Origin of the sequence: Paracoccus zhejiangensis (assembly GCF_002847445.1) — a bacterium.
Lineage (GTDB): Bacteria > Pseudomonadota > Alphaproteobacteria > Rhodobacterales > Rhodobacteraceae > Paracoccus > Paracoccus zhejiangensis.
The window spans coordinates 908,821-923,791 of the sequence record NZ_CP025430.1 but is presented as its reverse complement, the minus strand read 5'-3'; the positions used below and the strand labels follow the sequence as shown (position 1 = coordinate 923,791).

General features: G+C 65.3%; 14 protein-coding genes. 9 read left to right on the top strand and 5 right to left on the bottom strand.

The genetic code is table 11. The annotated features are described in order from the left end of the window. Position 1: 1 nt before the first annotated feature. Positions 2–2,572, bottom strand: a complete 2,571-nt coding sequence (pepN, locus tag CX676_RS04650) for an aminopeptidase N (RefSeq protein ID WP_101751584.1) — start codon at positions 2,570–2,572, stop codon at positions 2–4. Positions 2,573–2,750: 178 nt separating this feature from the next. On the opposite strand from pepN, the gene CX676_RS04645 reads away from it, so the two are divergent. From CX676_RS04645 to CX676_RS04630, 4 genes are all read left to right on the top strand, one after another. After that, positions 2,751–3,401, top strand: coding sequence for a hypothetical protein (locus tag CX676_RS04645; protein ID WP_101751583.1), 651 nt, complete (start codon positions 2,751–2,753; stop codon positions 3,399–3,401). 248 nt (positions 3,402–3,649) lie between these two features. Then, a complete protein-coding gene (locus tag CX676_RS04640) occupies positions 3,650–5,224 on the top strand; it encodes a Re/Si-specific NAD(P)(+) transhydrogenase subunit alpha (RefSeq protein WP_101751582.1) in 1,575 nt (524 codons plus the stop codon). 10 nt (positions 5,225–5,234) lie between these two features. Next, a complete protein-coding gene (locus tag CX676_RS04635) occupies positions 5,235–6,677 on the top strand; it encodes an NAD(P)(+) transhydrogenase (Re/Si-specific) subunit beta (RefSeq protein WP_101751581.1) in 1,443 nt (480 codons plus the stop codon). A gap of 242 nt (positions 6,678–6,919) precedes the next feature. Continuing rightward, positions 6,920–8,365, top strand: a complete 1,446-nt coding sequence (locus CX676_RS04630; protein ID WP_101751580.1) for an NCS1 family nucleobase:cation symporter-1 — start codon at positions 6,920–6,922, stop codon at positions 8,363–8,365. A gap of 51 nt (positions 8,366–8,416) precedes the next feature. Here the strand turns inward: CX676_RS04630 and CX676_RS04625 are convergent, their stop codons facing one another. After that, the gene (locus tag CX676_RS04625) at positions 8,417–8,932 is read right to left on the bottom strand and encodes a L,D-transpeptidase family protein (RefSeq protein WP_101751579.1); all 516 of its coding nucleotides are present in this window, start codon (positions 8,930–8,932) and stop codon (positions 8,417–8,419) included. Positions 8,933–9,071: 139 nt separating this feature from the next. Between CX676_RS04625 and CX676_RS04620 the strand changes: the two genes are divergently transcribed. Together CX676_RS04620 and CX676_RS04615 are read left to right on the top strand one after the other, a co-directional pair. Next, positions 9,072–10,376, top strand: coding sequence for a DUF3422 family protein (locus CX676_RS04620; RefSeq protein WP_101751578.1), 1,305 nt, complete (start codon positions 9,072–9,074; stop codon positions 10,374–10,376). Between the two features lie 155 nt (positions 10,377–10,531). Further along, the gene (locus tag CX676_RS04615) at positions 10,532–10,876 is read left to right on the top strand and encodes an ArsC/Spx/MgsR family protein (RefSeq protein WP_232816583.1); all 345 of its coding nucleotides are present in this window, start codon (positions 10,532–10,534) and stop codon (positions 10,874–10,876) included. A 42-nt stretch (positions 10,877–10,918) separates the two neighbouring features. Here CX676_RS04615 and CX676_RS04610 read toward each other — a convergent pair whose 3' ends face one another. The 3 genes from CX676_RS04610 to CX676_RS04600 all read right to left on the bottom strand — a co-directional run bounded on the left by CX676_RS04610 (position 10,919) and on the right by CX676_RS04600 (position 12,657). Further along, entirely contained in the window at positions 10,919–11,347 is a 429-nt protein-coding gene (locus tag CX676_RS04610; RefSeq protein ID WP_101751576.1) for a TIGR01244 family sulfur transferase, read from the bottom strand. 78 nt (positions 11,348–11,425) lie between these two features. Then, positions 11,426–12,106 carry a phosphoglycolate phosphatase gene (gene gph, locus CX676_RS04605; RefSeq protein WP_101751575.1) on the bottom strand — a complete coding sequence of 227 codons (681 nt, stop codon included), beginning with the start codon at positions 12,104–12,106 and terminating at the stop codon, positions 11,426–11,428. Then, entirely contained in the window at positions 12,103–12,657 is a 555-nt protein-coding gene (locus CX676_RS04600) for a thioredoxin family protein (protein WP_101754139.1), read from the bottom strand. Before CX676_RS04600 ends, gph begins: the two co-directional genes overlap by 4 nt. A 577-nt stretch (positions 12,658–13,234) precedes the next feature. Between CX676_RS04600 and CX676_RS04595 the strand changes: the two genes are divergently transcribed. The 3 genes from CX676_RS04595 to CX676_RS04585 all read left to right on the top strand — a co-directional run bounded on the left by CX676_RS04595 (position 13,235) and on the right by CX676_RS04585 (position 14,938). Further along, a complete protein-coding gene (locus CX676_RS04595; protein ID WP_101751574.1) occupies positions 13,235–13,477 on the top strand; it encodes a BolA/IbaG family iron-sulfur metabolism protein in 243 nt (80 codons plus the stop codon). Positions 13,478–13,490: 13 nt separating this feature from the next. Beyond that, entirely contained in the window at positions 13,491–13,853 is a 363-nt protein-coding gene (gene grxD / locus CX676_RS04590; protein ID WP_101751573.1) for a Grx4 family monothiol glutaredoxin, read from the top strand. A 128-nt stretch (positions 13,854–13,981) separates the two neighbouring features. Further along, the gene (locus CX676_RS04585; RefSeq protein ID WP_101751572.1) at positions 13,982–14,938 is read left to right on the top strand and encodes a TAXI family TRAP transporter solute-binding subunit; all 957 of its coding nucleotides are present in this window, start codon (positions 13,982–13,984) and stop codon (positions 14,936–14,938) included. Positions 14,939–14,971 lie beyond the last annotated feature (33 nt).

Sequence of the window (14,971 nt, the reverse complement as noted above, 5' to 3'; positions counted from 1 at the left end):
GTCAGCCCTTTGCCGCCATCATCCGCGACACCATTTCCGAGGTGTTGCGGGACAAACGCGGGGTATCGGCAATGCGTTGCAGCGCCGCCAGCGATTTCTCGCGCCGGCCCGCGTCATAGCGCCACCAGGTCTCGAAGGCCGAGGACATGCGGGCGGCGATCTGCGGATTGGCGCCGTCCATGCGGATCAGCCAGTCGGCGGTCACGTCATAGCCCGCGCCATCCGCCGCGTGGAAACCGGCATGGTTGGCCGAGAGCCCGCCCAGAAGCGCGCGGAAGCGGTTGGGGTTTTTCCAATCGAAATCATCGCGTTCTGACAGCTTCCTCGTAATCGCCGCCGCTTGCGACGGATCGGCGGCGGCGGGCTGGACCATGTACCACTTGTCCATGACCAGCCTGTTGCTGGCGAATTCCTCGTGGAACTCGACCAGCGCGCCCTCGGCCTTGCCGGCGCGGATCAGCGCGGCCAGCGCGGCGAAGCGTTCGGTCATGTTGCCGGCGTCAGCGAACTGCGCCGCCGCCCGCGCGCCGCCGTCGAGCAGCGACAGCCGCGCCAGCGCCACATTGCGCAGCGCCCGGCGCGCCGCGCCCTCGGCATCGGGGATATAGGCGCCCGGCACCGTCATCTGCCGGTAAAGCCGGTCCAGGAGCCCCTCATGCGTCTCGGCCACGGCACGGGCGAGGCGCAGATGCGCGGCATGGATGGCATCGGGATCGGGCACGATGCCCGCATCCGAGAGCCGCGCGGCCACCTCGTCCTCGGGCGGAAGCTGCAGGCAGAGGGCGCGGAAGGCCGGATCGACTGCATCGTCACCTGCCAGTTCGCCAATGGCGGCGATATAGGCGGGGTCGGGTTCCGCCCCCTGCGCCATGGCCTGCAGTGCCGTCAGCGCCAGCCCGCGACCCGATTCCCACCGCACGAAAGGATCGGTGTCATGGGCCAGCAGAAAGGCCCGCCCGGCATCGTCGAGATCGCGGTCCAGAACCACCGGCGCCGAGAAGCCGCGCAGCACCGAGACCGTGGGCCTTGCTCCCAGCCCCTCGAAGGCAAAGCTTTGCGTCGCCTCGGTCATCTCCAGCACCTCGGTCGGGCGCACCTCGTCGCCATTGGGACCGATCAGCCCCACGGCAATCGGGATGACGCGCGGGGGTTTGTCGTCCTGACCCGGCGTCGGCGGGGTGACTTGCGTGAAGCTGAGCGTCAGCTTGCCGTCGTCCCACGCCTCGTCCATCCGCAGGCGCGGCGTGCCGGCATCGGTGTACCAGCGCTTGAACTGCGCGAGATCGCGGCCGGTCGCGTCCTCGAAGACGGACAGCCAGTCCTCGATGGTCGCCGCATCGCCGTCATGGCGGTCGAAATAGAGATCCAGCGCCGCCTTGTAACCGTCATCGCCGACCAGCCGCTTCAGCATCCCGATCACCTCGGCGCCCTTTTCATAGACGGTCGCGGTGTAGAAATTGTTGATCTCCTGGTAGTGATCGGGCCGCACCGGATGGGCCAGCGGCCCCTGGTCCTCGCGGAACTGGCGGGCGCGCAGCGTCTGCACATCCTCGATCCGCTTCACCGGCGCGCTGCGCATGTCGCTGGTGAATTGCTGGTCGCGGAAGACCGTCAGCCCTTCCTTCAGGCACAGCTGGAACCAGTCGCGGCAGGTGATGCGATTGCCGGTCCAGTTGTGGAAATATTCATGCGCGATGACGCCCTCGATGCGGTTGTAGTCATCATCGGTCGCGGTCTCGGGCGAGGCCAGCACCAGTTTCGAGTTGAAGATGTTCAACCCCTTGTTTTCCATCGCCCCCATGTTGAAATCATCGACCGCGACGATGTTGAACACGTCGAGGTCATATTCGCGGCCATAGACCTCTTCGTCCCATTTCATCGACTTGATCAGCGATTCCATGGCAAAGCCAGCACGGTCCTGATCGCCCGGACGGACCCAGACATTCAGCGCCACCTCGCGCCCCGACATCGTGGTGAAACTGTCGCTGATCGCCACCAGGTCGCCCGCGACCAGCGCGAAGAGATAGGCCGGTTTCGGCCAGGGATCGTGCCATTCGGCCCGGCCCGGCGCGGTGCTGACCGGGTTGCCGTTGGACAGCAGGATCGATTTCGTCGACTCGATGCTGACGCGGAAGGGCCCCATCACGTCGGGCCGGTCGGGATAGAAGGTGATGTGCCGGAACCCTTCGGCCTCGCATTGGGTGCAGAACATCCCGCCCGAGAGGTAAAGCCCCTCGAAGGTGGTATTGGCACCCGGATCGATGCGCACATGGGCCTCGAAGGTGAAGCTCGTGCCGGGCAGGGCGGTCTCGGCGATGGTCAGCACCTCGCCCTCGCGGGTGAAATCACCGGGTTCCAGCTCGCGCCCGTCGATGGCCAGCCGCAGCAACTTCAGGCCTGCCCCGCCGTCCAGCACCAGCGGTCCGTCGCCCTCGCGGGTCAGGTCCAGTTCCGACTCGACCTCGGTGGCGTGATCGCTCAGCCGGAAGCGCAACCGGGTCTCGTTCAACCGGAAGGGGTAGGGGCGATAATCGGCAAGATATTGCGTCTGAAAGGCATTTTTCTGCGTCATCACTACCCTCGGGCCAAAAAACATGTTGCGTTGCGGGAACTTGTCCGTGATCGGAGTGTTATTCGGCTGAGTGCCGGGTCGCAAGGCGGCGAGGATCGCCGGGCGGCCGCATGGCGCATCATTGCCGAGCCCGGCATTCAAAAGGCCGGTAGTTCAACAGAGTGAATGGAGGCCAATTATGACCTACGATCCCAACGATCCCAAACGCAACGATGCCAATACCCCGGCCGAGCGCAATGAAACCTATGTCGAGCCGGTCGAGCGCCGCGCCTCGCCGCTGCCGCTGATCATCGGCGTCCTGCTGGCGCTGGCGCTGGCCTATTTCGTGCTGCAGCGCTTCATGACCGGCGACGAGGTCGTCGAGGGTGATGCGGCTGCGGTCGAGCAGACCACCGAGGAAGCCGCCGCCGAGACCGAAGCCGCGGTCGAAGGTGCCGCTGCCGATGCTGAAGCCGCCGTGGAAGGTGCCGCTGCCGATGCCGAGGCTGCAGCCGAAGACGCTGCCGCCGATGCGGAAGCCGCTGCCGATGCTGCCGCGACCGAGGCCGAGGCCGCCGCTGATGCCGCAACCGACGCGGCTGGCGCCGCCGTTGATGCTGCAGGCGAAGCCGCCTCCGACGCCGCAACGGCCGTTGGCGATGCCGCCAGCGACGCCGCGACCGCTGTCGAGGGCGCGGTCGAGGATGCAGCGACTGCTGTCGAAGAAGCCGTGACCCCCGAGCCTGCGGCAACCGAACCGGCTGCGACGGAACCGGCGGCGACCGAGCCCGCCCCGGCCGAACCGGCCGCGGAAGGCACCGAGCCGGCGGTTCCGCCCGCCAGCAACTGATCCGGTCACAGCCGATCGGCGATCTTCGGAAGCCGCGCAGGGTCATCCTGCGCGGCTTTCTGCTGCGCGGCTGGTCAACGAAGAGGGGCCTCGTGCCCTGATGTCCCCACCTTCCGGGCGAGGCGGCGGACCGCCTATCGACCAAAGGCTGATAAGGGTTTTGAAAAGAACCGGGACGCACGGTCTTGTGAAAGATTGTTGCGCAATGTTACAGATGCTGCGACTGCGAATAGATCGGGGGAGTCATCATGAAGATTGGTGCCTTGAGAGAGACCCAGGAGGGCGAGGCGCGCGTTGCGGTGACACCGTCGTCTGCGGCGCATCTGCAGAAGCTGGGGCATGAGGTATATGTCGAGGCCGGGGCCGGGAAGGCTGCGGGTTTCGGCGACGAGGATTACCGCCGCGCAGGCGTGACGGTCGAGGCTTCGGCCGCTGACCTGATCGGCGCGGTGGATGTGGTGGCCAAGGTGCGTCCGCCGTCCGAGGGCGAGATCGGGCAGATGCGCGAGGGCCAGACGGTCATCTCGTTCTTCTACCCGGCCCAAAGCGCCGCGCTCTTGGAACAGGCCAAGGACCAGGGCGTCACCGCCATCGCCATGGACATGGTGCCGCGGATCAGCCGGGCGCAGAAGATGGATGCGCTGAGCTCGATGGCCAATATCGCCGGCTACCGCGCGGTGATCGAGGCGGCGAACAATTTCGGTCGCTTCTTCACCGGGCAGGTGACGGCGGCGGGCAAGGTGCCGCCGGCCAAGGTGCTGGTCGTCGGGGCAGGGGTCGCGGGCCTCGCCTCGATCGGGGCTGCCGTGTCGCTTGGCGCGCAGGTCTATGCCTTCGACGTGCGGCCCGAAGTGGCCGAGCAGATCGAGTCGATGGGGGCCGAGTTCGTCTATCTCGACTTCTCCGAGGCGCAGACCGACGGCGCCGCGACGGGTGGCTATGCCGCGCCCTCGAGCCCGGAGTTCCGCGAGGCGCAGCTGGCCAGGTTCCGCGAACTGGCGCCGCAGATGGACATCGTCATCACCACGGCGCTGATCCCGGGCCGCGATGCGCCGAAGCTCTGGACCGCCGACATGGTGGCGGCAATGAAGACCGGTTCGGTCATTGTCGACCTGGCCGCCGAGCGCGGCGGCAACTGCGACCTGACGGTGCCGGATGAGCGCATCGTGACCGAGAACGGTGTCGTCATCATCGGCTATACCGATTTCCCCAGCCGCATGGGGGCGCAGTCCTCCGAGCTTTACGGCAACAATATCCGCCATTTCATGGCCGACCTGACGCCGAAGAAGGACGGGGTCATCGCCCATAACATGGAGGATGACGTGATCCGGGGCGCCACGGTGACCCATGACCACGCCATCACCTACCCGCCGCCGCCGCCGAAGATCGCGGCCATCGCGGCGCAGAAGCCGAAGGAGAAGAAGAAGGAGCTGACGCCCGAGGAGCGCCGCGCCGCCGAGGCCGCCGCCTTCAAGGCCGAGACCCGCAGCCAGCTGATGCTCTTGGGCGGGGGCGGCCTGCTGCTCTTGCTCATCGGCCTCGTCGCGCCGGCCAGCTTCATGTCGCATTTCATCGTCTTCGTGCTGGCCTGTTTCGTGGGCTTCCGGGTGATCTGGAACGTCGCGCATTCGCTGCACACGCCCTTGATGGCGATCACCAACGCGATCAGCTCGATCATCATCCTGGGCGCGCTGATGCAGATCGGCTCGGGCTCCTGGCTGGTGCTGATCCTCGCGGCGCTGTCCGTGCTGATGGCCGGGGTCAACATCTTCGGTGGCTTCATGGTCACCCGGCGCATGCTCGCCATGTTCCAGAAATCGTAAGGAGGGGATCATGGAATACGGATTCACCACTGCCGCCTACGTGGTTGCCGCCATCCTGTTCATCCTCTCGCTCGGCGGGCTGTCGGGACAGGAAAGCGCCAAGCGGGCGATCTGGTACGGCATCGTCGGCATGGCGCTGGCGGTTGTCGCCACGCTGTTTGGCCCGGGTTCGGGCAACTGGCTTCTGTCGCTGATCATGATCGCCGCCGGTGGCGCCATCGGCTGGGTCGTGGCCAAGCGGGTACAGATGACCGAGATGCCGCAGCTGGTCGCGGCGATGCACAGCCTTGTCGGCCTTGCCGCGGTCTTCGTGGGCTTCAACGCCCAGCTGGAGATGGGCCGGGTGATGCGCGCGCTGCGCGACGGCAGCACCGAGCAGTTCCGCGGCTTTGCCGAGGTGCTGACCCACAAGACCCCGGCGGAACTGAACATGCTGCAGATCGAGGTCTTCCTCGGCGTGTTCATCGGCGCGGTGACCTTCACCGGCTCGATCGTGGCCTTCGGCAAGCTGGCCGGACGGATCAGCGGCACGCCGAAGAAGCTGCCGGGCGGGCATTTCCTGAACGCCGCCGCGGCGGCTGCTTCGCTGGTCCTCGGCCTGCTCTACTGCGCCGATATCGGCCCGGGGGTGTTCTGGCTGGTCCTGATCATGCTTCTGGCCTTCTTCATCGGTTATCACCTGATCATGGGCATCGGCGGCGCCGACATGCCGGTGGTGGTGTCGATGCTGAACAGCTATTCGGGCTGGGCGGCGGCGGCGATCGGCTTCACCCTGTCGAATGACTTGCTCATTGTGACCGGGGCGCTGGTCGGCTCCTCGGGTGCGATCCTCAGCTACATCATGTGCAAGGCGATGAACCGCAACTTCGTCAGCGTGATCCTCGGCGGCTTCGGCGGCGAGACCGGGCCGGCGGCCGAGATCTCGGGCGAGCAGGTGGCGATCGATGCCGATGGTGTCGCTTCGGCGCTGAACGAGGCCGACTCGGTCATCATCGTGCCCGGCTATGGCATGGCGGTGGCGCAGGCCCAGGGGCCGGTCTCGGAACTGACCCGCAAGCTGCGCGCGGCCGGGAAAGAGGTGCGTTTCGCCATCCACCCGGTGGCGGGGCGCCTGCCCGGGCACATGAACGTGCTCCTGGCCGAGGCCAAGGTGCCTTACGACATCGTGCTGGAGATGGACGAGATCAACGAGGATTTCCCCTCGACCGATGTCGTGATCATCATCGGCTCGAACGACATCGTGAACCCGGCCGCCCAGGACGACCCGAACAGCCCGATCGCCGGCATGCCGGTGCTCGAGGTCTGGAAAGCCAAGCAGGTCTTCGTCAGCAAGCGCGGCCAGGGCACCGGCTATTCCGGCATCGAGAACCCGCTGTTCTTCAAGGACAACACCCGCATGTTCTACGGCGACGCAAAGGACTCGGTGAACAAGCTCTTGCCGCTCATCGACTGAGTAGGGACGCAGACGGAAGAACCGGCCGGGGCAGCAATGCCCCGGCCTTTTCCTTGGGGCGGTCAGCCGAGCTGGGCGGCAGATGGCGCCCGGCTGCACAGGAACCAAGCAGCGCCATTTCCCCGGGAAACAAAATTCAGCATCAACATGTTAGCGTGCAATGCCGCCTTAGTTTACCTTGCGTCATCTTGCCGCATCGCTGACAGTGCCGTGTCATGATGCTCCAGCGGGGACCCTGCGACATGGCCATGACATCCACCGACAATCTGCAGATCACCGGCGGCGATCCGTCGCTCTATAACGAGGATCTGGCGCCGATCCCGCCGGGGAAGCGAAGCTGGGGCGCCTTCGAGATCTTCAACGTCTGGAACAACGATATCCAGAGCCTCTTCGGCTATACGCTGGCGGCCTCGCTGTTCCTCAGCTACGGGCTGAACGGCTGGCTGACCTTCGCGGCCATCGTGCTGTCGGGGCTGATCGTCATGTGGCTGGTGAACCTCTCGGGCCGGCCCTCGGTACGCTACGGCGTGCCCTATGCGGTGATGGCGCGGGCCTCGATGGGGGTCCGGGGCGCGCGTTTCCCGGCGCTGGTCAGGGGCACGGTGGCGATCTTCTGGTTCGGGGTGCAGACCTATTTTGCCTCGACGGCGGTGGCGCTGGCGCTGCGCGGCATCTTCGGGATCGAGCCGGGCGTGACCAGTTTCAGCCTGCTGGGCCTCGGCGGCATCGACTGGATCGCCTATGTCATTGTGACCGTCTTTCAGGTCGGCATGTTCCTGAAGGGCATCGACTGGGTGGGCCGCTTCCTGAACTGGGCCGGGCCCTTCGTCTACGTGGTGATGATCGCATTGGCGCTGGCGATCTGGTATCGGGCGGGCAATGCGCTCTGGCCGGCCATGGGAACGATCTTCCAGGGCGGCGAGGAAAGCGGCTATTCGACGCTCACCGGCTTCATCGCCGTGGTCGGCACCATGGTCGCCTATTTCGCCGCCGTGGTGATCAATTTCGGGGACTTTTCGCGCTTCGTGAAAACCGAAGAGCAGATGCGGCGCGGGAATTTCTGGGGACTGCCGGTGTCGATGGCGTTCTTTTCCCTCATCGCGCTGTTCATCACCGCCGGCACCGTGGTCCTGTATGGCGAGCGGCTGACCGATCCGACGCAGATCATCGCGCGGGTGGACAGCCTGACCCTGACGCTGATCGCGGCCGTCACCTTCTTCGCGGCGACAGTGGGGATCAACCTCGTCGCCAACTTCATCCCCGCCGCCTATGACATCTGCAACCTCTCGCCCTCGAAGATCAGCGCCAGGACCGGCGGCCTCATCACCGCCGCCATTGCCTTCATCATCGGGGCGCTGTGGGTCTCGGTGATCTCGCAGATCGGCATTGCCAAGTTCGTCGACACGCTCGGCGCGATCCTTGCGCCGCTCTACGGCATCCTGATCGCGGATTATTACATCGTGCAGAAGCGCCAGCTGGACCTGTCGCAGCTTTTCTCGGACCAGCCAAGTGGGCGCTATTTCTATCAGGATGGCTGGAACCGCAACGCCATCATCGCGGTGGGCGTGGCGGCGGTCTTCTCGATCGCGACGGTCTGGCTGCCCGCGCTGGCCGGGCTGACCGGCTTTGGCTGGCTGATCGGCGCCGCGCTTGGCGGGGTGATTCACATCGCGCTGGCGCAGCGCTGAGCGGCGTTGGTATCCCGGGCGGGGCAGGGCGCTGGCCTTGCCCCGTCTGCGTCAGGGATTGATCTGGATCGGCGTGCCGTCGCGGACCATGGCATAGACATCCTCGATCTCGTCATCGCTGATGGTGATGCAACCGGCGGTCCAGTCCCAGTTCGAGCCGACCTTGGCATTGCCCTCGGGGCCGCGGCCATGGATGAAGATGTCCCCGCCGGGGGGGCGACCGAAGGCGGCGGCCTCGACCACATCCCGCGGATCGGGATAGGAGACGCCGATCGACAGGTGATACTGGCTGTTCGGGTTGCGGCGGTCGATGAAGTAATTGCCCTCGGGGGTCTTGCCGTCACCCTCGATGAACTTGTCGCCGACCGGTTCGTTACCCAGCCCGATGTCGTATTGCTTGATCGCGGTCGACCCGCTGAGGAGCCACATCTTGCGCTCGCTTTTATCGACGACGATCTGGGTGACCGGCGGACCGCTGTAGGTCTTGAATTTCGAGGGGCCACCGCAGGCCGCCAGCAGGGCGATCATGCCGAGGGCGGCAATCTTGAGAAGGGCTGTGGTCCGCATCGCTGTCCCGTGATCTGGTTGTTACCGCCATTCTGGCGGCAGAGCCGCTCCGGTGCAATCGCCGCGCCGTTCACGAAAACACGAGCCTGCCCACATTCAGCCGCTTGCGGCGCCGTAACCCAAGGGACATGATGCCGCCATGACACCTGCCGACGACCACCCGCTTCGCTATGGCCTCGTGAACGAGCTGCACGCCCGGCCATCGCCGCGGCTCGGTGCGCCCTCGACCGTGGTTTTCGTGGCCTTCAAGGAACCCGATCAGGCGGCCACGCGGGACCGCGCCCGCGACGACGCGCATCTGGACGAGTTGGTCACGCGGCATGGCGGGCAGCGCCCGGACCGGACGGCCAATCACTATGCCGGGCAGATCGGCCGCCACAAGCTGCGGTGGGAACGCCATACCGAGTTCGTCACCTACACCGCCTATACGCCCGGCTTGCCGCCACGGCCGTTTGACCCTTCTGCCGGCGCGGTCTTTCCCGAGGAATGGCAGGCGGCGGCACCGGGAAAGCGGGTGGCGGCGGTGATGATCCAGATCCTGCCCTTGCCCGAGGACCCGGCCGAGGTGCTGGACACGCTGGAGGGCTGGTTCGTCACCGACAGCCTGGCGGCGGGCTGGGTGCTGGAGGAAGCCGCGCTGGTCGCCAGCGATTTCCGCATCGATGCGTCCGGCTGGATGCGCTTTGCCGTCTTCATCCGCGAGGGCGCGACCGAGGGCCGGATCGGGCGGATCGTCCAGCGCATCCTGGAGCTCGAGACCTATCGCGCCATGTCGATGATGGGCCTGCCGCGTGCACGGTCGTTGTCGGGGCGGCTGAACGCGCTGGACCCGCAGCTGTCGGCCATCGTCGCCGGCATGGCGGACGAGCACCGACCCGCCGATGATGTGTTGCAGGAATTGCTGTCGATCTCGGCCCGGCTGGAAACCGAGGCGACGCAGTCGCATTTCCGCTTCGGCGCGACCAAGGCCTATGAGGCGATCGTGATGGACCGCGTGGCGGTGCTGCGCGAAAGCCGCTTCATGGGTCGCCAGACCCTGACCGAGTTCATGGCCCGGCGCTATCAGCCGGCCATGCGCACCGTCGCCTCGACCGAGGCGCGGCTGAAGACCATGCTGGAACGTGCCGACCGGGCGGGCGAGCTGCTGCGGACCCGCGTCGATGTGCAGCGCTCGGCGCAGAACCAGCAGGTTCTGGAAAGCATGGACCGCCGCGCCGCGCTGCAACTGAGGCTGCAACACACGGTCGAGGGCCTGTCGGTGGTGGCAATCAGTTATTACGCGGTCGGGCTGATCTCCTACGCGCTGGCGCCGGTGGCCGAGGGCCTGGGGATCGAGAAGGGGGTGCTGCTGGCGCTGCTGACCCCGCTTGCGGTGCTGGCTGTCTGGTGGGGGCTGCAGCGGGTGCGAAAACGCCTTGAGGGGGACGAGGGCGGCGAGCACTGACGCCGGAATTGTGACTTGTGCGCGGGCCTGCGGGCGTCCCATATGGCGGCAAAACCCGAACAGGAGCAGCCATGAAACTCGTCCTCGCCCTTTCCGCCGTCCTCGCTTTGGCCGCCTGCGGCGTGCCGCTGATCCCCTTCATCTGAGGTTCTGACATGTCGAAATCACTGACGATGTACGGGCTTGGCCATTGTTCCACTTGTCAAAAGGCGCAGTCTGAACTTGAGGCTGCCGGTTGGGCCGTCGATTTCCGCGACGTGCAGAAAGACCCGCTGGACAAGGCGCTGCGCGAACGTCTGGCGGCAGAATGGGGCGAGAAGATCATCAACCGCGCCAGCCTGACCTGGCGTGGCATGTCCGAGGCCGAGCGCGGCGCCGACGCGGTCACGATGATGGGCGAGAAACCCAGCGTGATGAAGCGCCCGGCGATCGAGACCGGCGATCTGCGGCTGCTCGGTTGGACCGCGAATGTGAAGCGCGCGCTGGGGGTTCAGGCCTGAGCCGGCGGGGCAGGGAGCCTGCCCCGATCTCGCAGCCCTAACTCAGCCGCGACGGCTGGCGAGGCTCGCCAGCATCGGCCGGATACCCGACAGGTCATAGCCCGCATTGGCGGCGATCTGCAGGATCTCGTCATGCGGGCGCTTGCTGGCCTGGGTCAGCGCCCACAGCACCGTGCTGCGATTGCCGCTGCGACAATAGGCGAAATGCGGCCCGCGTTCGGCCATCGCCTCGGCAAAGCCGGTGATCATCTCGGGGGTGATCTGGCTCGGCACGAAGGGAATGTAATGATAGCTCATCCCGGCGGCGCGGGCGGCCTCGGCCATCACCGAGCTGTCCTCCTCGGGACCGATCTCCTCGTCGGGGCGGTTGTTGATCAGCACCTTGAACCCGGCCTCGGCCAAAGCCGCGACATCCTGCGGGGTGATCTGGCCCGAAACGGCGAGATCGGGAATGAGCTGACGCAGGTCCATGATGCTTCTCTTTCTGGCCAATTCCGGTCGCCCCGCATTGACGCAAATGCGGGGCGAAGGTCAAGCGCGTTGGCGTCGCTATTGCGTGACCGCCTGCTCGACCAGCGCCGGCAGCGCGTCGAAATGATCGAAGGCCGCGAAATGCGGCAGTTGCTCCACCGGGGTCTTGCGATAGCCTTGGGTGAACAGCATCAGCGGCACCGGCACGGCTTCGGCGGTCTCGGCATCGATCTCGCTGTCGCCGACGAAAATCCCCTTCGGGGCGTCGGGTTCGGCGCCAAGCGCCGCCAGTGCCGCCCGCAGGGGCGCGGGATGCGGCTTGCGCTCGGGCAGCGAGTCGCCGGCGATGATCGTGCCGAACAGGTCTTCGATGCCGAAATGCGCCAGCACGGCGCGGGTCGGCTGCATCGGCTTGTTGGTGCAAAGCCCCAGCGGATGGCCGCGATCAGCCAGCACGCCAAGCGCCTCGAGCACCCCCGGATAGAGCCGCGTCAGCGCTGTGCTGCGGCTGTAGCGGGCCATGAAGGCGGCCATCAGCGGGCGCTGTTCGGTCTCGGGCAAATGCGTGGCGACGATGATCCGGTGCCACAGCACCTCGACCCCGCCACCGATGAAGCCGCGGACCTGGTCCAGTGTCAGCGGCGGCACGTCAACCTCGCGCAGCACGGCATTCACGGCGGCATGGATATCGGGCGCGCTGTCGATCAGCGTGCCGTCGAGATCGAAGACCACGGGGCAGGGGGCGTAACAGACGGTCATGCGGCCTTCCACTTGATCGAGCAGCCCATCGACGGCACCTGGTCGCGCGGACCCTGCCCGGTTTCGGCGATCTGCATCATCGCCTCGTAAAGCTCGCGCTTGGCATCCGGCGGGCCCGGATTGCGGCCCGAGGCATCCAGCCGGCCGCGATACTGCAATTCGCCGGCGGCATTGTAGCCAAAGAAATCCGGCGTGCATTCGGCACTGTAATCCCGCGCGACCGCCTGGCTTTCGTCGTAGAGATAGGGAAAGCTGAACCCGTGCTTTTCCGCCTCAAGCGCCATCTGCTCCGGTCCGTCCTGTGGATAGTCACCCACATCATTGGCCGAGATGGCGACGACGCCGATGCCCGCCGCCTGCAGATCGCGCGCGTCGCGGGTGATGCGGTCCATCACCGCCTGCACATAGGGGCAATGGTTGCAGATGAACATGACCAGCGTGCCGTTCGGTCCGCTGACCTCGGCCAGGCTGTGGCTGCGCCCATCGGTGCCGGGAAGCGTGAAGTCCCGGATCGGCGCGCCGAAATCGCAGACGGGGGGTGTGACAGCCATGCAAATCTCCTTTTCCCGGCGGAGTTTATTCGCGTCCGGCGCGGGCATTGCAAGGTCTTGCTGAGGGGTCTGTCATTGCCTTTGTCGCTCATTGATTCGGGCATGTAAATCTAAATAACTGATATTGCATGATTATTAAGAATTGGTGAACGGTGATGCCTTGGGGCCGGTTCCTACAAACCGGGGCTGAGCAATCGCCTTGGCGCTGCCCGAGTTGGCCCAGTCACCGGACCCGCGCTGACACTGGGCAGATGCGCCCGTCACGCAGATCGGGTTTCAGCCGAGCATCGCCTCCGGTGCATTTTCGTCACGGACGCACGAGTTGGCAGGCAGGCTGTCGCAGAGTGCGCGTGTGCGATGGGTCGCGCCCATAATGATGATCGTCGTCGCGCCACTCTCAGCCACGTCCGTGGCAGGGAGAACCACCCCGCAGGTGCTATCCCGGATACAGTTCTCTATTCCATAATACGGATTATCAATATAGCAGTTACCCGCTTAACACCCGCCAAGCTGAGCCTCCCCTTGCAGGCGCATGGGGCTTCCCCTACATCTGATGGCAACTGCGAAAGGACCCCACATGGCGATGGAAGCCCACCAGATCGAAGCCCTGATCCGCGCGGCGTTTCCCGACGCGCAGATCGAGATCACCGATCTCGCCGGCGATGGAAACCATTACTCGGCCGAGGTGATCGACGAAAGCTTCCGGGGTCTGAACCGCGTTCAGCAGCAGCGCGCTGTCTATGCGGCGCTGCAAGGCAAGATGGATGGTCCGGCCGGCGAACTGCACGCCCTCGCGCTGACCACCAAGGCACCGGATTGAAGGAATCCCCAAGATGAGCGACGTGAAAGCGGATATTCAGAAAGCCATCGACAGCAGCGATGTGGTGCTGTTCATGAAAGGCACCAAGGAAATGCCGCAATGCGGGTTTTCCAGCCGCGTGGCCGGGGTGCTGAACTACATGGGCGTCGAGTTCCAGGACGTGAACGTGCTGGCCGATGAGGGCATCCGCCAGGGCATCAAGGAATTCTCGGACTGGCCGACCATCCCGCAGCTCTATGTCAAGGGCGAGTTCGTGGGCGGCTGCGACATCATCACCGAGATGACGCTGTCAGGCGAGCTGGACCAGCTGTTCGACCAGAAAGGCGTGGTTTATTCCAAGGAAGCCGCGGCCAAGATCCGCGAAGCCAACGCCTGATATTTCCGCGGCAACACGCTGAAATTCTTTAACAATGAAAATCCCGGTCGAAAGGCCGGGATTTCTTTTTGACCATGCGTTCACTTCCCCCTAACCTGACCCGATAATCAGACAGGGAGAACAGAAACATGACCATTCGCACCAAGATCGCCGGCCTGGCGGCCGGGTTTGCCTTGGCGGCGCTGCCGGTTGCCGGCTCGGCGCAGCAATTCATCAATATCCTGACCGGCGGCACCTCGGGAGTCTATTACCCGGTGGGCGGCGCGCTGTCGCAAATCTATTCACAGGGCATCGAGGGCGCCAAGGTGCAGGTCCAGTCGACCAAGGCCAGCGTCGAGAACCTGAACCTTCTGCAGCAGAACAAAGGCGAGATCGGCTTCGCGCTTGGCGATTCCGTCAAGCTTGCGGCCGAGGGCGATGCCGATGCCGGCTTCCCTGCCCCGCTGGACAAGCTGCGCGGCATTTCGGCGATCTATCCGAACTACATCCAGATCGTTGCCAGCGCCGACAGCGGCATCAAGACGCTGGAGGATCTGAAGGGCAAGGCGCTGTCCGTGGGTGCGCCGAAATCGGGCACCGAACTGAATGCCCGCGCCATCCTCGAAGCCGCCGGAATGAGCTACGAGGATCTGGGCAAGGTCGAATACCTGCCCTTCGCGGAATCGGTCGAGCTGATGAAGAACCGCCAGCTGGACGCCACGTTGCAATCCGCCGGTCTGGGCGTCGCTTCGCTGAAGGACCTGTCGACCTCGATCCCGATCTCGGTGGTCTCGGTCCCGGCCGAGGTGGCCGAGAAGCTGGGCGCGCCCTATATCGCCCAGAACATCCCCGCCAATACCTACGAGGGTCAGGCCGAGGATGTGCCGACGGTCGCGGTCATCAACTACCTGGTCACCAACAGCGATGTCAGCGACGATCTGGCCTACCAGATGACCAAGCTGATGTATGAAAACCTCGACACGCTGAAGGCTGCCCATGCCGCCACCGCCGAGGTCGACGTGCAGAACGCGCTGCAGGGGATGCCGGTGCCGGTGCATCCGGGGGCGCAGAAATACTATGACGAGGTCGGCGTGAAGGCCGAGTAAGCCAAAGCGATCCGGGCCGGGGAACCCCCCGGC